Source organism: Methanobrevibacter sp. V14, assembly GCF_963082475.1.
Classification (GTDB): Archaea; Methanobacteriota; Methanobacteria; order Methanobacteriales; family Methanobacteriaceae; genus Methanocatella.
The window spans coordinates 187107-206742 of the sequence record NZ_CAUJAM010000007.1; the positions used below are offsets into that span (position 1 = coordinate 187107).

At 34.2% G+C, this 19636-nt stretch carries 17 protein-coding genes; 11 read left to right on the forward strand and 6 right to left on the reverse strand.

Features of this window, described 5'->3' with window-relative positions:
- Positions 1-33: 33 nt before the first annotated feature.
- The 7 genes from Q9968_RS04940 (at position 34) to Q9968_RS04970 (ending at position 9098) form a co-directional block, all read left to right on the forward strand.
- Positions 34-585, forward strand: a complete 552-nt coding sequence (locus Q9968_RS04940; RefSeq protein WP_305514046.1) for an XTP/dITP diphosphatase — start codon at positions 34-36, stop codon at positions 583-585.
- A gap of 48 nt (positions 586-633) precedes the next feature.
- Entirely contained in the window at positions 634-1032 is a 399-nt protein-coding gene (locus tag Q9968_RS04945; RefSeq protein WP_305514047.1) for a 30S ribosomal protein S15, read from the forward strand.
- A complete protein-coding gene (locus tag Q9968_RS04950; protein ID WP_305514049.1) occupies positions 1022-2356 on the forward strand; it encodes a DHH family phosphoesterase in 1335 nt (444 codons plus the stop codon). The genes Q9968_RS04945 and Q9968_RS04950 overlap by 11 nt, the downstream gene beginning before the upstream one ends.
- Position 2357: 1 nt before the next feature.
- A complete protein-coding gene (locus Q9968_RS04955) occupies positions 2358-3545 on the forward strand; it encodes an aconitase X catalytic domain-containing protein (RefSeq protein WP_305514051.1) in 1188 nt (395 codons plus the stop codon).
- Positions 3546-3633: 88 nt separating this feature from the next.
- Positions 3634-5019, forward strand: coding sequence for a Mur ligase family protein (locus Q9968_RS04960; RefSeq protein ID WP_305514053.1), 1386 nt, complete (start codon positions 3634-3636; stop codon positions 5017-5019).
- A complete protein-coding gene (locus Q9968_RS04965) occupies positions 5012-6520 on the forward strand; it encodes a Mur ligase family protein (RefSeq protein WP_305514055.1) in 1509 nt (502 codons plus the stop codon). Before Q9968_RS04960 ends, Q9968_RS04965 begins: the two co-directional genes overlap by 8 nt.
- A gap of 259 nt (positions 6521-6779) precedes the next feature.
- Positions 6780-9098, forward strand: a complete 2319-nt coding sequence (locus Q9968_RS04970) for a DEAD/DEAH box helicase (RefSeq protein WP_305514365.1) — start codon at positions 6780-6782, stop codon at positions 9096-9098.
- Here the strand turns inward: Q9968_RS04970 and Q9968_RS04975 are convergent.
- Genes Q9968_RS04975 through hisS form a run of 4 tightly spaced genes read right to left on the reverse strand, consistent with a single transcriptional unit; the run spans position 9095 to position 13396 of the window.
- Positions 9095-9844 carry a sugar phosphate isomerase/epimerase gene (locus tag Q9968_RS04975; protein ID WP_305514057.1) on the reverse strand — a complete coding sequence of 250 codons (750 nt, stop codon included), beginning with the start codon at positions 9842-9844 and terminating at the stop codon, positions 9095-9097. The two genes, Q9968_RS04970 and Q9968_RS04975, sit on opposite strands and share 4 nt — an antisense overlap.
- Position 9845: 1 nt before the next feature.
- On the reverse strand, positions 9846-11690 hold the full coding sequence (locus Q9968_RS04980) for a PINc/VapC family ATPase (RefSeq protein WP_305514059.1): 1845 nt from the start codon (positions 11688-11690) through the stop codon (positions 9846-9848).
- 1 nt (position 11691) lies between these two features.
- Positions 11692-12099 (reverse strand): phosphoribosyl-AMP cyclohydrolase, encoded by a 408-nt coding sequence (gene hisI / locus Q9968_RS04985; protein ID WP_305514061.1) that lies wholly within the window; start codon positions 12097-12099, stop codon positions 11692-11694.
- A 1-nt stretch (position 12100) separates the two neighbouring features.
- Positions 12101-13396, reverse strand: coding sequence for a histidine--tRNA ligase (gene hisS, locus Q9968_RS04990; protein WP_305514063.1), 1296 nt, complete (start codon positions 13394-13396; stop codon positions 12101-12103).
- Positions 13397-13784: 388 nt separating this feature from the next.
- Here hisS and Q9968_RS04995 point away from each other — a divergent pair, with 388 nt between their 5' ends.
- Positions 13785-14636, forward strand: coding sequence for a shikimate dehydrogenase (locus tag Q9968_RS04995; protein WP_305514064.1), 852 nt, complete (start codon positions 13785-13787; stop codon positions 14634-14636).
- A 4-nt stretch (positions 14637-14640) separates the two neighbouring features.
- The gene (locus Q9968_RS05000; protein WP_305514066.1) at positions 14641-15339 is read left to right on the forward strand and encodes an ATPase; all 699 of its coding nucleotides are present in this window, start codon (positions 14641-14643) and stop codon (positions 15337-15339) included.
- Here Q9968_RS05000 and Q9968_RS05005 read toward each other — a convergent pair.
- Both Q9968_RS05005 and Q9968_RS05010 read right to left on the reverse strand, forming a co-directional pair.
- Positions 15322-16779 carry a replication factor C large subunit gene (locus tag Q9968_RS05005; RefSeq protein ID WP_305514068.1) on the reverse strand — a complete coding sequence of 486 codons (1458 nt, stop codon included), beginning with the start codon at positions 16777-16779 and terminating at the stop codon, positions 15322-15324. The two genes, Q9968_RS05000 and Q9968_RS05005, sit on opposite strands and share 18 nt — an antisense overlap.
- Positions 16780-16788: 9 nt before the next feature.
- Complete coding sequence (locus Q9968_RS05010; protein ID WP_305514070.1) at positions 16789-17736, reverse strand: replication factor C small subunit; 948 nt, start codon at positions 17734-17736, stop codon at positions 16789-16791.
- Between the two features lie 146 nt (positions 17737-17882).
- Between Q9968_RS05010 and Q9968_RS05015 the strand changes: the two genes are divergently transcribed.
- Together Q9968_RS05015 and Q9968_RS05020 are read left to right on the forward strand one after the other, a co-directional pair.
- Positions 17883-18839: a zinc metalloprotease HtpX gene (locus Q9968_RS05015; protein ID WP_305514071.1), complete on the forward strand. Its 957-nt coding sequence runs from the start codon at positions 17883-17885 to the stop codon at positions 18837-18839.
- Positions 18839-19570 carry a tRNA (adenine-N1)-methyltransferase gene (locus tag Q9968_RS05020; RefSeq protein ID WP_305514073.1) on the forward strand — a complete coding sequence of 244 codons (732 nt, stop codon included), beginning with the start codon at positions 18839-18841 and terminating at the stop codon, positions 19568-19570. Before Q9968_RS05015 ends, Q9968_RS05020 begins: the two co-directional genes overlap by 1 nt.
- Positions 19571-19636 lie beyond the last annotated feature (66 nt).

Genomic DNA, 19636 nt, shown 5'->3' on the forward strand with positions numbered 1-19636 from the left:
GATATAATAAAAATTACTATTATAATTAAAAATATGATAACATTTATAACTGGTAACGAACATAAAGTAAAAGAAGCAGAGAATATTTTCAAAGATTATGACATTACTTTAGAGCATATTGATTTAGGTTACACGGAACCTCAGGGAAGCCTTGAGGAAGTGGCTATATCAGGTGCAAAATATGCTTGTCATGAATTAAGAAAACCTGTGATTGTTGAAGATGCTGGTTTATTCATTAAAGCTTTAAATGGATTTCCTGGAACTTATTCCCATTATGTTCAGGATACTCTAGGCAATCAAGGAATTTTAAAGTTATTAGCAGATTCCTCTGACCGGTATGCCGAATTCAGGTCAGTTATTGGGTACTGCGCCCCCAATTCTGAGCCCAAGATCTTTTTAGGCAAAGTCAAAGGTGAAATCGCAGTTGAAGAAAAAGGAGATTTAGGATTTGCTTTTGATCCAATTTTTTATGTCCCTGGCGAGGGTAAAACATTTGGAGAACTTACAACTGATGAAAAAAACCAATTTTCACATAGAAAAAATTCTTTAGAGAAATTTATCAAATGGTATTCTACTAAAGAGTGAATTTTATATTTATTGGGCTTATCCAAAAGAATATATAGAGGTTATATTATGTCAAGACCAGAATGGGTAACTTATAGTGATGAAGAAATTGAAGAAATGATTTTAAAGTTTAACAGAGAAGGTAAAAGCACTTCTGAAATAGGTATTATCTTAAGAGATCAATATGGAATTCCATCAGTTAATGATGTAACTGGTGAGAGAATCACTCAAATTTTAAAAAGAAATGGTCAAGCTGGCGAATACCCGGAAGATTTATTAAACTTAATCAGAAGGGCGGTTAACATCAGAGACCACTTGGAAGAAAATCCTAAAGATTTACATTCTAAAAGAGGATTGACCATTATTGAAGCTAGGATTAGAAAATTAGCATCTTATTATGTAAATGAAGGTGCTTTACCAGAAGGTTGGAGATATAATCCAAAAGAAGCAGCACTCCTTGTTAAATAGATCTAGTGAAGCAACCAATATGCTTAAGGAGCATATTGACAATGATAGTGTTGTTAGATTAATTTCTCACAACGATGCTGATGGCATATCGGCTGCGGCAATTATAGCTAATGCTTTAAAGGAGGAGGATGTTCAATTCCACACTACTCTTGTTCCACGTTTAAAAGAGGATATTGTAAATCAAATTAGAAGTGAAAAATATGATTTATTTATTTTCTCTGACATGGGAAGTTCATTTATTAAGGAATTCAACACTTATAAACATGATGTTATAGTTGCTGACCACCATCAAGTGGATGATACTGAATCTGATAGTAATGTTGTCCACATCAACCCTCATTTATTTGAAATTGATGGCAGTAGAGATTTGTGTGGTGCGGGTTCTGCTTATCTTGTGGTTCGTGATTTGGACAAAAAACACTTGGCATATTTTGCTCTTGTTGGAGCATTTGGTGATATGCAAGGTCAAAACGGTTTTACAGGTATTAACAGATTAATACTTGATGATGCTATTGCAAGTGGAAATGTCGAAATTCATGAAGGTTTGAAAATCGTATCAAAAGCAACAGAACCTATTTATAAATCTTTAGCTTACACCTTCTCACCACCTCTTCCAGGAATAAGTGGTGATTTGGAAGGTTCTCAGGAATTTTTAGAAAAAATGAATTTGTCTTATGGTATCAAATTCACAGACTTGGAAGATGAGGAAAAAGATTTATTGAAAGAAGCTTTAATCAGTGTTAATCCTGAAATTTTTGGAGATTGTTACACTCTTCCAAAAGAAACACCAATGCTTAAGGATTTAGAGGAATACTCTTATATTCTTGATGCATGTGGCAAGAATAAAAAACAAGGTCTTGGTTTAAGTATTGCACTTGGGGAACGTGAACAAGCTCTTGATGCAGCTTTAAAACTCCAACGTCAATATCGTGATCAAGTTGTTAAAGGCCTTGAATGGGTTAAACGTGAAGGAGCTCAACAATTGGAATCTATTCAATACTTGTACTCGGAAGATAAAGTATTAAAATCTGTAATGGGTACTATTGCAAGTATTGGTCTTTCTGTTCAACTATTGGATAATTCAAAACCAGTTATGGGATTGTCACACCTTCATAATGATATTAAAATATCCGGCAGAACAACTCGTGACATGGTTGCAAGGGGTGTTGATTTAGGTCAGGCATTAAGAGATTCTTCTGCTAATTTCAATGGAACTGGCGGAGGACATGATATTGCGGCTGGTGCCATGATACCATATGAGGCTAAAGATAATTTCCTACACTTAGTTGATGAGATGGTTGAATATCAATTAAGTAATGATTAATATGTTTTTAACAAAAAAAGAGCAAGAAATGTGTGATGGGGAGTATGGAGAAACTATTAGAAAAAGTATGGATATTCTTGTTGCATTGGGGGATATTTATGGTGCTTCTAAGTTAGTTGACATTACTTCTGCTCAAGTATCAGGCGTTTCTTATAAAACAATCGGAGATGCAGGTTTAGAGTATTTACAGGATTTGGCTAGTGATGGATCTGGAAAAGCAGTTATAAATGCTTCTTTAAATCCTCCTGGAACTGATTTAGATAATTGGAAAGAATTAGGGTTTCCAGAGTACTTTGCAGTTAAACAAAATGAAATTGTAGATGCTTATGCTGAATTGGGAATTTCTAAAACTTGTACTTGTACTCCATATTTGGTTGGCAATGTTCCAAGATTCAGAGACCATGTTTCATGGTCTGAATCTTCAGCTGTTGCATATGTAAATTCAGTTATTGGAGCTCGTACTAATCGTGAAGGTGGTCCAGCGGCTCTTGCAGCAGCTATTGTGGGTAAAACTCCACTTTACGGATTCCATTTGGAACAAAATCGGAAAGCAAACTTGGTTGTTAATGTATCCGCTGAATTAAGTGGTGCTGATTTTGGTGCATTGGGATATGTTATTGGTAAATTTGTCGGAGGGGGTGTTCCTTATTTTAAACTACAAAACACTCCAAACAACAATGACTTAAAAACTTTAGGTGCAGCACTTGCATCTTCAGGTTCAGTTGCACTTTATCATGTGGATGATGTGACTCCGGAATATAATCTTGCAGGCGAAGAAGATGTTGAGGATATAATGTTTATTTCTGATAAGGAAATTGCTGAAACTCGTCAGAAATTAACAACAACTGATCGCCAGCCTGATTTAATTTGTCTTGGTTGTCCTCATGCATCACTTGAAGAAATTAAACAAGTAGCAACTATTGTCCAAGGCAAAACCATTAAAAATAAATTGTGGATTTGCACCTCGGTTAGTGTAAAAGCAACTGCTGATAGGATGGGTTACACTAAAATAATTGAAGATGCAGGTGGAAATGTTGTATGTGACACTTGTATGGTTGTAGCTCCTATCGAAGAAATGGGCTTTGAAGTAATCGGTGTAAATTCGGCAAAAGCAGCAAACTATGTTCCATCAATGTGCGGACTTGATGTTGTTTATAATGATGTAGAAAACCTTATTCAATTCGAATAGGTTTTCCCAATTCTATTTTTTTAAAAATTTAAACTTTAAATTTAATGAAATCTATACATTATAACTAGAAATTGTGAGGATACTATTTATGAATTATTTAGTTGTTGGCGCTGGAAATGCTAGTCGGCCTGTTGCAAGATTACTTAATTTTTTAGGCCATGATGTTACAGTAACTGATTTAAAGGATATTTCAGAATTTAAAATTGAATTTCAAAGAAGCTTACTTGAAATGGAAAAAGAAGGTGTTAAGTTAGACATGGCCAATAAAGGCCCGTCCATTGAAGGTTTTGAAGCTGTTTATATGCCTCCCACTTTGCCGGATTCTGCTCCAATAGCTCAAAAAATTAAGAGTTCAGATTTAAAAGTTTTAACCAATGAAAAATTCTCTAGAATTGTCAATGATTTAATTCCAGCAGACATTGTTGGAATAACAGGAACAATGGGTAAAACCACCACTACATTTATCACAACAAGCCTATTTAAACAAGCGGGATATAAAGTATGGGCTTGCTCATCACTTGTTAATAATTTAGTTTCAGAAGCCATTGTTGATGGCATTGTCAAAGGTAAAGCTCAGGAATGTGATGTTGCAATTTTTGAACTTCCTCATGGAACCATCGGTCTTTTAAATTCTTTGGATATTAAGATAGGTCTTTTAACAAATATCGCTGAGGATCACTTGTCCGAGTTTGGAGGTTCACTTGAATTATACAGGCAACGCAAATTAGTTTTGGAGTCCATGAGCGAAACATTTATAGCAAACAACTCATGTTTTGATATCATTAGTCCTCAAAGAAAGGATGCATTATATTATGCATTGGATGAAGATGTTGATTTTAAAGGTAGTGTTGGGGATGAATCCTTAACTGTGCATTATAAAGATGGTTCTTTTACTACGCCATTCCACATGATGAGCTACTTTTTTGAAAATTCTGTCGGAGCAAGTGCTGTAGCACTAACATATGGCATTAAAAAAGAAGACATAATTGATGCTTTAACTGTGTTTAAAGGTCTGCCGGCACATATGGAAGATGTTGGCATCTACAATGGGAGAAAAGTAATTTTGGATTCCGCATTTTTATATGATGGGATGAAAATCACTCTTGATTACTTTGAAGATGAAAATGTAGTGTTGTTCTTGGATCATTTTGATACATTATCTGTAAGGGACAAGGCGGAAGTTGGTCAATTAATAAGTAATTATAACATTAAGGTTGTAATAGCTAGTGGATTTAATGAAGTAACTCAGAAGGTTGAAATACAAGCGGCTCATGAGATTTTAGATGCAATAACAAATCCTAATATTAAAAAGATAGCTGTTGACGATATTCAAGTTGCTGCTCAGGAAACATTAAAATATTCCGAATCTGGAGATATTATTCTGCATATGGGACCACTTATAGCATATGATAGACTAACTACTGTTGATAAAATCATGAAAGGACTTGAAATGGGAAGTAAAAAATATGAATAAAAATAAAACCTTCGGAATAATAGGTGTTTGCGGTGCAAACGGTAATCTGATTGCAAGAATCCTAAAACAAAGAGGATATGATGTTATAGGAACTGATTTATCATTCAAAAAGGATTGCCTGTTTGCAAAATCCCTGGAAGGTTATGATATTGAAGTCTTTTATGGTAAAGCTCCTGAATCATTTTTTAAAAAGGCAGATGTCATTATTCCTCCTGCAAGCTTATCAAAGGATTCTGAAATAATTAAAAATTGTGAAAAACCAATTTTGGAATTAACTGATGTCATTGAGATGATACAACCTGAAAAGCCAGTATTCGGAGTTACCGGAACTAATGGGAAAACAACCTCAACATCACTGCTTAAAAAAATTGCTTATGATAATGGGATAAAGCCATGTGAACATGATCTTGAAGGGATGCAGGGTAATGCAGAATATATCCCAATTCTACAGTCAAGATTAAATGGAGATGTGGCTATTATTGAAGTTGGAACATTTGGGGTTCCTGGAACTGTTGGAAGAATAGTTAATAATACTCAAATGTCTGGAGGCATTATTACAAACATTACTCCAGACCATTTAAATGACCTTGGAAGCTTCATGGATTATGCTAACGTTAAAGGGGAATTCATTAAGGAGCTTGGAATTGGCAAGTTAATTGTCAATGGTCAGGATCCAACCATTGTCGGCCTTTTGAAAAAACTTGATTTTAAAGGGGAGATTATAACCTTTGGAGTTGATGAACTTCCAGATTCAATTGGTATGAAGGAATGCGTTTGCGGACGGGAGATCGCTGTTAAGGAAATCATTTCCGGTTGTGGATATTACTTCTGTCAATGTGGCATAACAACTCCTCAGGTGGACTACATTGCGACCAATGTTGATTTAACTAACAGGACATTCGATTTGCATACTCCAACTGAAAAGTTAACAGTTAAAATGGGTGTTGACGGTCTTCATAATGTTTATAACTTAACTGGAGTCATAATTGCTGCCCATGAATTTTTAAATCTTCCATATGATAAAATATTACCGAGTATTGCTGGTTTCAATGGTGTAAGTGGAAGAATGGAAGAGGTCGGTAAAGTTAAAGGAAAAGATATTTTCGTTGACTATGCACATAATCCTGCAGGGGTAGAAACAGTTTTAAAAGAATTTAAAAAGTTATTCGGTGACTTTACCACTGTCATTACCGTATCTTCTGAGTCAGGTTATGCTGGAGATTTGGATATATTTAATAGTGTTTTAAAATTCTCAAAATTCATTGTTCCGGCTTCTGTAGCTTCACAAAAAATTGCGCTTGAAAAATTAAAGGATAATCCAAAATTAAATGACAGAATCTTTTTAAATCATGTTGATGAGTTTGAAAAAACAGGAACATTGGGAGCTTCCAAACAGGAGGTTAAGGATGGTTTAAGAAAAGCATTGAATTTGGATTGTGAAATGGTAATAGCTATTGGTGAGGCTGCCACCAAATTCAAATCTATTGTTTTTGAATTATGATTCACAAGTTTTAGGAGGAAATCTGATCACTATTGCAGCTTTTCTGGAATGGTGAACACTTCAAAAGTGGAGTTATCGGCTGTTTGATATATTATCTAATTCATTTGCATATATTAATTTTTGTTTCAAATCAATTGGGTCTGTTAATTCTACTTTACCAGCAATTTTTAGTAAGCATCAATACTGTTCAAATGCTCTCTGTTAATATATTAATAATACTTAAAACAATATGTTAATAGAAAAGGGTTTAGGTTTTATTATGGCTAGTTATATTAATCATCCATTATTGAGAAAAGATGCAATTGAATCACGTCTGTATCAACAAATTTTGGCAGGGGATGTATTAAAAAAAGGAAATACTATGGTTGTTGCACCTACAGCATTAGGTAAAACAATTGTGGCTATTTTGGTCGCCGCTGACAGACTAAACAAGGTCAAAAATTCAAAAGTACTAGTTCTAGCCCCTTCAAAACCTTTGGCAATTCAGCATGAGGAAAGTTTTAAAGATTTCATAGCTCTTCCATGTAGCTCAATAACCGGAGCTGTTACAACAGATGAGCGTGTTAAAAAATGGGAAGAGTCAAGAATCATCTGTGCAACTCCACAAACCGTTGAATCAGATTTATTAAACGGCAGGTATGATTTAAGTAATGTTTCATTAATTGTATTTGATGAATGCCATCATGGAATTGGATCTTATTCTTACGTATACTTGGCATCAAGATATATTCAAGAATCTAAATTTAACCTCATTTTGGGATTGACTGCTTCTCCAGGTTCGGATAAATACAAAATCAAAGAGGTATGTGAAAATCTGTATATTCAGAATATTGTTGTTAAAACTGAAGATGACCCTGATGTAAAACCTTACTTTAATCCAGTGGATATTGATTGGGTTAAAATTAAGATGAGCTCTGAGCTATTAAAAATTAAAGAAAATGTTGATAAATCATTAAAAGTAAGACTCAAGGCTCTAAAAAATATGGGCATTATTAAAACGGTTTCTGTTGGTAAAGTTGATATCTTAAAGACAAGAGGGAAAGTTCAAAGTGAAATAGCTCGCTCAACAAATCCTGATAAGGAATTATTTAGGGCAATATCTATTTTAAGTGCTGTAATCAATGTTCAGCATGCTCAGGAACTAATAGAAACTCAGGGAATTCAAACATTTAATAAATATGTTGACCGTTTGCGTAAGAAAAAAACAAAAGCGGCTAAATCTTTAATGTGGGATGATAACTTTTCACATGCTGTCAAACTTGCAAGGGAAGCTGAAAAACATGGTTGGGAACATCCAAAACTACGTGAAATAACTAAAATCCTTAAACAGGAATTAGGTGATGATGGCCAAACTAAACTCAAAACCTCTCGTTTTGAAGATAAAAATGATGAACACGCTTCTAAAATTATTGTATTTACACAGTACCGCGATACACTTGAGATGATACATCAGAAACTTGAAAAAGAAGGGATTAAATCGGTTAAATTCTTTGGTCAAGCATCAAAGGACGGTGAAAAAGGTCTTACTCAAAAACAACAAAAAGCAATTATTAAATCATTTAGAATGGGGGAATATGATGTATTGCTTTCAACAAGTGTAGCTGAAGAGGGTATTGATATTCCTGCCGTTGATTTAGTAGTGCTGTATGAACCAGTACCTTCTGAAGTGCGTATGATACAACGTCGTGGCAGAACCGGCCGTAAAAGAACCGGTCGTGTAAAAATCTTGATTACAGAAGGAACTCGTGATGAAGCTTATTATTGGTCAAGCATTAGAAAAGAAGACAACATGAAAAACCAATTAATTGATCCTGAGGTATTGGAGGAATTAAATGCATCAGCAATTGAGAGAATGGAAAACCAAACTAGTATAAAGGTAATTGACAGGCCTAAAAAAGAAAATGATTTTCCCGTTGTTTATGCTGATTCTCGTGAAGGGAATTCCAAAGTGATTAGGCATTTGACTGAAATGGAACTTAATGTTAAGGTTCGTTCTATGTCTGTTGCTGATTATCAGGTAAGTGATGAGGTAGCTATTGAGAGAAAAACTGCAAAGGATTTTGTCGACTCAATTATTGATAAAAGATTGTTTAAACAAGCTAAAGAATTGGCTGAAGAGTTTAAACATCCAATATTAATCCTTGAAGGTGATGATTTGTATAATGGTATGATCAATCCAAATGCTATTAGGGGATCAATGGCATCAATTGCAATTGATTTTGGAATTAGCATTATTCCTACAAGAAACTCTCAGGATACTGCAGCCATGATAAAAAGAATAGCTGTTCGTGAACAAAATGGGGAGAGAACTCCAATTCAAATTAGGACAGATAGAAAACCAGTTAGTTTAATGGAGCAACAATTGTTTATTATTGAATCCCTGCCTAATATTGGTCCGGTTAATGCTAAAAACTTATTAAAACATTTTGGAACTGTATCAAATATTATGAATGCTTCTGAAAGTGACCTGCAGGAAGTGGAAGGTATAGGTAAAAAAACAGCTAGGGATATTAGAAAAGTCATTGATTCAAAATATCTCTATTTTGAAAATGAAATTAAAGAAAAGAAACTTCTCTAGAAGTTCTCTTTCATATATTCATAACTATTTTCAATGGAATCGTAATCATTTACTTCAATGATGTAGATGCCATTATAATTTTTATCCTCCAATGCACTGACAATATGATTTAAATCAATTGAGCCTTCACCTAATGCAAGGTGAGAGTCATCATCACCAAAATTATCATGGATATGTATGTGTTTAATAGAATCAAAAATCATCTCGTCTGGGGAATGTCCTGCATGGACTGCATGACCAATGTCTAATGTCATATACAGGTCATTGCTTTCAAGAAAATCGGCCAATTCATTAACATTTTCAAAAAGCATACTTTCAAATGCCGGCATGTTCTCAAATGTTGTTAAAATTCCTAAATCCTCACCATATGCTCCAAGTTCAACCATTGACTCTTTAGCATAACTGTCCACTTTATTTTTAAAGTATTTATTTGGTAAATATGATGTAACTCCAGGGTGGACAACAACCGCTTCTGCATTAATTCTATTTGCCAAATCTATAGAGTCTTTGATTTGTCTGACCGAATTTAATCTACTTTGATTTTGCAAACTAGCAATATTAACATCCATAAATGGTGCATGAATTGTATATTTAAGATTAAAACTTTCAAGCACTTCCCTATCTATTGTTTCTTCTGGGAATTGATGAACTAATTCAGCATAATCGAGTCCTAGATTTTCGATAAATTCCAAAGTATCTTCTAAACTATATTTTATTCCTGCTAATGTTGACGCTCCGATTTTCATATTATCCCTTTTGAATAGCTGTAATTTCCAATCCCATTTCAATTGCATTGATGATGAAATCAGACAATTCTATTCCTCTTTTAATTTTAATTTCTCCCTTTTTAGATGTGGTTGCAGTTAATAGGTACTCTCCGTTAACTTGGATATCAAAATTTTTTCTTCCATTATCTCGTCCAAGTTCTAAAATTAATTGTTTTTTGGTATGGATAATGTCCACTTCGAATGGAGCTTTATTGATTGGTTTGGATTCAATAACTTCAACTCCTAAACTTATTCCAATATTTTCTTCGATTTCGGCAATCCTTTTACCACTTTTGCCAATGATTTTTGGAATGAACTCTTCTGGAATGTAAATGTTCGCCCTTTCGGGAGATATTACTTCAACATCTACTTTGGCTCTTTTAGGTATGAGTTTTTTAACTTTTCTTAAGATTTCCTGTTCTGCTATTTTATCAACAGAGGATTTGTGATTCTCTTCCGGGGAACTGCCATTTACTAAATCCATGTCCATAACAATGGTTTGCTCACCATAGGTATAAATTTCATTTTTAAGCTTGCCTGTTTCAAAATCTCTCACTTCAATAACCGGTCTTGCAAGATCAGCTTCTTTCATACCTGTTGGAACTTTAACGGTCATTTTGGTTTCATAAACACTCCTAATCTCCCCATCTTCAATATAAATGCTTGTATCTACAATTGACGGGATTACGCCAAGCTCAACTCTTGAAGCTATTCGCTGTATCGCGTCTATTGGGCGAGTTGCATGTACAACTCCAATCATTCCAACACCTGCAAGCCTCATATCTGCAAAAATGTTAAAATCACTATTTTTCCTCAGCTCGTCATAAATAGTATAATCTGGCCTTACAAGTAATAATACATCAGCAGTATTTTCCATATTTCCTTCTAGAGGAGCATATTGGGTTATTTCATCAGGTAATTGCAAATCTCTTGGTGATTCCATTGTTTTTACAACTTTATTTAATTTTGATGAGTAATATTTACCAATGGCCTGTACAAATGTTGATTTGCCTGCTCCGGGAGAACCTGAAATAAGTATTCCCTCAGCATTTGTTCTAATTCTCTCTAAAAGTTTATCGGATAGATGATATTCATTTAAATCAATATTTGCTACAGGCCTTACAATTGTAATTTCCAATGCTTCAGAAAAGGGAGGATAAGCTATTGAAATTCTATATTCACGTGACTGGACAACATAGGAACCTTCTTTATCACTTTCAAGATAGGTTTTAGGATCCATTTTTGCTTTATCCAGAATTTCATCAGCAATTTCTTTAAGTTCCCTGTAACTGTAGCGTTTTTCATTAAGTATTTCAAAGTCAACATGTCCGGGGGTTCCCTTTTTAGCCATTGGAACTACATTTTCCTTCAGGTGAATGGACATTGTATTTTCATCAAAGTATTTTTCAATTGAAAGCGGTCTTTCAATGTATTTTTGTTCATAGAAATAAACTGGAATTCCTTGAGATTTTGCAACTTCAGCCTGTACTTTGTCGTTAGTGACAAGTGTTCCCATTTCACTTCTTGCAATATCCCGGATAATGCTATCAATTTCACCACTTTTAGCATATCTAATATCGTAATTGCTTGGCCTTTTTCCTTTAAAGCTAATGGCTATTTCCCCTTCATCCTGCAAGGATTGCAATTTCTGAAGTTCTGCCAATCCTTTTCTGCCTTCAGATCTATTGTTATTTGCCTGATGTTCAAGTTCACAAACTACTGCTTCAGGTACAATAATTTCAGGATAATCTAAGTCATTTTCTTCTATTATTTTACTTATTGCACCTATAATGACCGCACTGGTGTCTGGTATTATGCATTTCATTTTAATACACGTCTTCTGGGTTAACAAGTCTTTCTAAAATTATTTCAACATCCTCTTCCTGCATGTCATCGGTATTGATTGTATTTTCTGTATTTAATTTTCTAAAAAAGCAGGATCTATAACCTTCATGGCATGCTGCACCGGTTTGTGTTATCTTTAAAACAACTGCGTCCATATCGCAGTCAACAAGGATTTCATGTACCTTTTGGAAGTGTCCAGATCTTTCTCCTTTAATCCACAATTGATTCCTTGAGCCACTCCAGTAGTGTGCACGGCCAGTTTCAATGGTTTTTGCTAAAGCTTCTTTATTCATATTGGCAACCATCAATATCTGATTGGTTTTGACATCCTGTGCAATTGCAGTAATGACTTTAACGCCATTAATTTCATGTCTGAAGTTTATATTCATTTTAATCCTCTTTCAAGTAAGTTACAATATTTTCAATATTGACCAATTCCTGTTGGCCAGTAACCATATCCTTAACGGTTACCTTGCCTTTTGAAAGGTCATTTGCACCAACAATAATTATTTTCGGAACTTTAATTTTATCTGCATAATTCATTAACTTCTTAAATTTCTTGGCATTCAAATCAACATCTGTTTTGAGGCCATTTTTCCTCAGGAGTTGTGTGATTTCAAACGCTTTAACGCTAACGTCTTTGGCAATGGGGGCAACGAAAACATCCAAGTGTGAAGGAAGTTCTTCAACTTCAGCCAACTCTTCAATGGCATTCATCAGCCTATCAAAACCAAGTGCAAAACCGGTTGATTCTACTTCCTGACCTCCAAAGACCTTTACAAGGCTGTATGATCCTCCGCCACAGATTTGCTTTTGTGCACCAAGTTCTGGAACATAAATCTCAAATACAATTCCGGTATAGTAATCAAGTCCTCTTGCAACCCCCAGGTTCAAAGTATAATTTTCAACTTGGAAAGCTTCTAAAAGGTCAATTAATTCTTTTAACTCATTCAATGCATCTTGTGACTCTTCATATGGCGCTATTAACTCTTCAACATAGTCAATAATGTATCTGTCCCCAACAAGGTCAATGAGTTTTAACAATATTTGATTTAATTCATCATTATCAATGACTGTTTTGTCTCCACTTAAAGATGCAATTAGGAGGTCCTTGTCTCCTTTATCAATAATGACCATGATTTCCCTTTGGGTTTCAGTTGAAATTTCAAAGTGTTTAAATAATCCTCTAATGATTCCAAGGTGGTTAATGTTAACATCAGCGGTGGTGATTCTAAGGGATTTGATTGCATCCGAACATAATGCAATAACTTCAGCTTCGCCTTGTGGTGTTTTAGCACCGATTAATTCACAACCAAATTGCCAGAATTGTCTGAATCTTCCTTTTTGCGGTCTTTCGTATCTAAAACAACTTCCATAGTAATAAAGTTTTATAGGTTTGGTGGAAGCTTTTTCAAGTTCATTAAGGTATAATCTTGCAACAGGAGCTGTAATTTCTGGTCTTAATGTCAGTTCCCTGTCGGATTTGTCTTTAAAATTATATAACTGGTCTACAATTTCTTCTCCAGATTTGGTGGTAAATAACTTTAATTCTTCAAATAATGGCGTTTTAATTTCTTGATAACCGTAATTTTCGAATATTGTTCTTAAGGTACTTTCAGCTTGTTTTCTTTGTCTCATTTCATCAAATAAAAAATCTCTTGTACCTCTTGGTCTTGTAAATTCCATGTTCGCTCTCCTTGTGAATAATAAATTATAATTAAAGTTTGTGTATACAAAGTTATATAATCTTTGTTTGGATTTATTTTTCTGGATGGGTGAAAAACTTTTCACGTGGTGATTTGCATCTGTAAATTTATCATATTGATTTAAAAAGCTTTAAACAATGTGTAAGTATAGGGTTATCTAGGAAATAGCTCTTATGTCCATGATGGGTAAGCTTAAATATTTTGAATTAATAGTTATTTTTATCTCAAAAATATTTTCTTTGCCGCTTTTCATTATCAACATATATGGTTAGGTGAAGAATGGGCTAATTGAACCTTTAGGAGCTATTCTTTGTTTTTAATATAATTTTTGAGAAATTATTTATATTTTCAATCTAAACTATAATTATATGAATATTAAAGGTAGTACAAATATTGTAGGTTTGATAGGTCATCCTGTGGAACATAGTTTCTCTCCACCTATGCACAATGCTGCTTTTAGTGATTTGAATATGGATTATGCATATGTTGCATTTGATGTCAATCCTAATGATTTGAAATCAGCTATTGTGGGAGCAAGGTCATTAAATATTAAAGGATTAAATGTTACAATTCCTCATAAAATCGATGTTGTCAGGTATTTGGAGGAAATTGATGAAATAGCTAGTTTAATCGGCGCGGTTAATACAATTGATTTTGAAGAGATGAAGGGATATAATACTGATGGAATTGGAGCTATTAAAGCAATTGGAGAAGTAACATCAATTAAAGATAAAAATGTTGTTGTTGCAGGTGCAGGAGGCGCTTCAAGAGCCATATCATTTTACATTGCAAAATATGGGGCTAGCAAGTTAACCATAGTAAATAGAAATGTTGAATACGCTCAAAGGTTAGCTAGGGATGTTTTAAATTCAAAATTGACGGATAATGTTTGTGCAGATTCAATAAATCGAATTAATTATTATATAAAACATGCAGATATCTTAATAGACACAACTCCAATTGGGATGCATCCTCATGTTGGGGATAATCCGATTGTCACTGCAGAGGATATGCATGAGGATTTGGTTGTATTTGATGCGGTTTATAATCCAAATGAAACGGTATTGATTAAAGAAGCTATTAGGGCCGGTGCAAAACCGGTATGTGGAATTAAAATGTTGCTTTATCAGGGAGCGGAAAGTTTCAAAATTTGGACAGGATGTGATGCTCCAGTTGACGTGATGGAGGAAGCTTTAAGAAAAAAAATTAATTTAGAATGATAATATGGATTTGATGTTTGATATTTCAGGTTTAACAAGTGATGAAGAGGAATTTTCATCATCTAAAAAAGATGTACTAAAATATTTAAAGATGATAGGGGTAGATACTCGTTTCATATCTTATACTCCTCAGAAAATCTACATCAATAATTTGAGATTTTCAAAGTTCTCAAGAACACGTGAAAAAACATTTAAAAAAAAATACCCTGAAATTGATGTGGTTAGAAATAAACTATTCCAAAAAATATGTTATAAATCGTCAAAAGTGCTGTCTGATGAAATAAAGCCCGAATCTGTAATTTTAATGCCTAAAGATAATTTCATGGTTGAGCTATTGCTAGAACCGTACACCAGAAAATATGGCGTTAAACTGGTATATGGCGGGGTTCATGATTTAAAAGTCAATCCTTTGATTTTGGATGATGAGGTTAACAATATTTTCGAGGGCATTTTTAAAGGTGAAGGTTTGAATTTAACTAAAGAGGATAATGAAATTTATCCATTAATTAACGTTTCAATAGATTGGATAAATTCCTTTTTAGAAATGGATAATCAAGAATTATTGGATTGTGAAAATAAGGATGAATTAGCTATTTCATTCAGTGAATTTTTACAGAATGTTGCTCCGCAGTATAGGGAAAATGTATTAACCGCTGCCGAGTTTGTAGATTTAAAAAATAAAAAATTAAAAGCTGAAAAGTGAAACTTGCTTATCTGTTTTCTTTTTGTCTTTCTTCTCTTCAGCTTTTTCTTCTTCAACTTCGCGAACAGTATCTTCTGCTGTAGTGCTGTCTGAAATTTCAAATGGCAATGTATCTTCAGGAGTTTCTTCAACAACATCTATCATTTGATTTTTAAGCTCTTCTGCATGCCTGTCACGTTCTTCAACACGCATTTGAGCTTTTCTTTTCTCCATTTTCTCAACAGTCTTTTTAGGTATCTTTCTTGATCTAAATCTCTTGATTTCCGCATCATCAAGTTCTAAAAAGTCGCTGATTTCCCAGGCAAGCTCATTATTTTTAAACATTATTTCAAGATAGGGAAACATTGAAATGGCAATGGAATGTGACACATGGAGTTTAACTGACATTTTCTCAGCAATTCCATCTCTTAAGTTTCTTTTCCCACGGTTGCGTCCCATTAATCCAAAGATAGTTGGGGTTTGGATTTTTGTGAATTTTTTATAGGTTTCATGTTTGGAGTTACTTACGCCAATTCCCATAAAATCGCTTGCATATTTCCAATAACCGTAGTTCCTGCTTGCAAGTGTTCTTCCAAAGAAAACATCAGCTTTTGAGATATAATCGTATGCTTTTTTAATTTCATCTTTTTTCTGGTATTCTCTTGGGATATTTTCAGCAATATATTCCATTACTAGTGTAGGGTCTTCTTCAATCCACATTGCTTCTTTTACATGAGCGGGAGTTTTACTTTTTAAAACACCGGTTATTGCATTGAATATATCTGAACGTGTATCTTTTGTAATTATATTGTCAATGTCACTTGATTTCAGAGTATTGTCTTTATCTGAAAGCGCTTGTAATGTATTAATGGCTGACCTTACATCTCCTTGTGATTTGGTGGCTATTTCTTTTAATGCACCAGGTTCAACATCAACCCCTTCTGCTATAGCTATTTTTCTTAAAAGTGCAGATATAGAATTCCATCTGGCCTTTTTCATTTTAATAACTTGACATTTAGGTTTAATGGATTGCAAACGTTTAGAATAAAAATCATTAGCTATTAAAATCATCGGATGGTGTGAAGTTTTAATTATCTCACCAATGGCTCTTACTCCTCCACGGTCATTACTTCCATGAATTCCATCCACCTCATCAAGAATAATTAATTTATAATCGTCGCCGAATAATGATCTTGCTGCTGATGATTCGCCGATCGTGTTTTTAATAACGTCTTGTGAACGTTTGTCACTAGCATTTAACTCAATATATTCTGAAAATTCTTTTGCAATAATCTGGGATAGTGTTGTTTTTCCAATGCCTGGTGGTCCAACTAAAAGCAAGGGTATTTGAGGGTCGTTATTTTTCCAACTGCTAACCCAATCAGTGATTATTTTAATCTCTTTTTTATTACCAACCACTTGGCCTAATTCTTGTGGCCGGTATTTGTCCGTCCATAACATTTCTATACCTTATAAGAATTGAGTTAATAACGCTTCAAGTTGTATTCTTGGATTTGCTCCTTCTCTTATTCTAAAGTCACACTCGGCTATTGCTTCAATTAAATCCATGTAAATACTGGCATCCATTTTGCCCTCAACAACTCTTTTGGAAACGTCTTGATAAATTTGAGTAACCATATCCTCGCCACTGGTTCCCTGTAAAACCATGGTTTCTCTTAATATATTGCGGGCACTCATAAAGTCGCCCATTAATGCTTTATTAATCATATTTCCAATATCTTGTGGTTTTGCTTTGGATACAACTTCATAAACTGCATCTTCATCTATAATCCCTTCATCAGATGCTGCAGCTTGCAAAACGTTAACGGCTTTCCTCATATCTCCTTCAGCAAAGTAAACAATGGATTCAAGTCCTTTATCATCTGCTTTAAATCCTTCACTTTCGCAAATGAATTTTAAACGTTTCTTGATTTCTTCTCCTTTAATTGGAGCGAATCTGAATATTGCACATCTTGATTGAATTGGATCTATGATTTTTGATGAGTAGTTACATGATAGTATAAATGAGGCGGTTTTTGTATACATTTCCATTTCACGTCTAAGTGCATGTTGCGCATCTTTAGTCATGTTGTCGACTTCGTCTAGAAAGATTATTCTGAATGGAGCACCTACGGGTTTCAATCTACAGAAATTTTTAATATGGTTTCTGACTGTTTCGATTCCTCTTGCATCAGATGCATTTAATTCCAAAAAGTTTTGCCTCCAGTATTCTCCAAGAATTGATTTGACTAAGGCTAAAGCGGTGGTTGTTTTACCAACACCTGCAGGACCTGTAAACATTAGGTTGGGCATACTTTCTTCACCTACATATTTTTCAAGTCTTGCTACGATTTGTTTTTGTCCTACTATGTATTCTAATTTTTTTGGTCTATATTTTTCTACCCATGGTCCGCTCATTTAATCACCTTTTACTGTAGTAACATTTATGTATTATGTAGTTAAATTATTTTTTGCTTAACTTTTTTATTATATGAAATCTAATTAATATATAATTAAAGTGAGTATTTGAAAAGTATTTTTTCAATCTCAATAAGGTGTTAAAAATGAAAGGTACATGGAAACTTAAATTAAGAATGTTATTGACCTCAGTATTCATGTTTACAATTGTATATATTCTAATATCTCTTGTAGGTTGGTATTTGGGAATAAGTAGTTGGAAATTATATATGGGTGCGAGCTTAATAATTGTATTTTTACAGTATTGGTTTGGACCATCTCTTGTTAAACGTTCTATGAATGTGAGACCATTATCTGAAGCTGAAGCACCTCATATTCACCAAATGGTTCAGGAGTTAGCTGATGCAGCAGGCATTCCAAAACCCGAAATTGGGTTATCAGAAATCAACATCCCTAATGCATTTGCTTATGGTAGAACAAGTAGAAGCGGCCATATTGCAATCACACGTCCAATTTTAGGATTGCTTGACCGTGATGAGCTAAAAGCCGTACTTGGCCATGAAATGGGCCATATCAAACATAATGACATGGCAATAACTGCAGCAGTAAGTGTTATTCCAATGATTTGCTATTATATTGCACTTTCCTTTTTGTTTTCAGGAGATAACAATAACAATGGAGGAGTTATTATTGGAGTTTTAGGTTATGTTTTCTATTTAATTGGCCAATTGCTAGTATTGTTCATCTCCAGAACTCGTGAATACTATGCTGATGAAGCAAGCGTTGAGTTTGGAAACAGACCGGCAGCATTGGTATCAGCATTATATAAATTATCCTATGGCGCGGCAGGATGTGATAAGGACACCATAGCTGAAGTAAATACTAATCGTGCTTTCTTTGTAACTGATGTAAATAATGCACAACATGATATTACTGATTTCCAACAAATTGACTTTGATAATGATGGAACAGTATCTGATGAAGAGTTAAGGAGACTTGCAAACTCAGATATTAAAATTTCAAAAACTAATGGAGTCATGGAACTGTTCTCTACACATCCGGATTCACTTAAACGGGTTAAAAGGTTAGCGGAGTTAGAATAATGAAGATGATTTTAGATGAACGTGGTAAAAAGCATATTTTAAAACATGGGGAGGAATTTCAAAGCGATTTGGGAATCGTCAAAGCCGATGTATTGGATAAAGCCGAAATTGGTGATGAAGTTAAAAGTCATTTGGACCACACATTTAAGATTGTAAAACCAACTATTAATGATTTTATAGATTTGATGGATAGGAGATGTTCAATTCTTATTAAAAAAGATATTGGTCAGGTCCTCGCCCATACTGGTTTAGGTGCTGGGGCACGTGTTGTCGATGCAGGAACCGGTGCAGGAGCCATTGCACTTAACTTTGGCAATGTTGTAGGGCCGGATGGGGAAGTATTTACTTATGAAATCAGAGAGGATTTTGCTGAAGTTGCAGGCAAGAATATTGAGAAATTTGGAATTGCCAACATTCATGTTAAAAATCAAAACATTAAAGATGGAATTGACGAAGACAATATAGATTTGATCTTTTTAGACCTTCCAAAACCGTTTGAAATATTTGAGGATGTAATGGAGTCTTTAAATGTCGGAGGATGGCTGGCGGTTTATGCACCTTATATCGATCAAGCCGAAACCGCATATCGTGTTGCTAAAAAATTAGGTTTCTATGATATTGACATTATTGAAACATTAGAGCGTGGTTTGGAAGTTAGACCTCAAGGTGTAAGGCCAAAGACCCGCATGGTTGGTCATAGCGGGTACATTGTATTTGCAAGAAAATTATAGATTATACTTTAATTGATTTTAGCTATAATCATTTTTACTATTTTTTTTTAATTTTAGCGATGACTT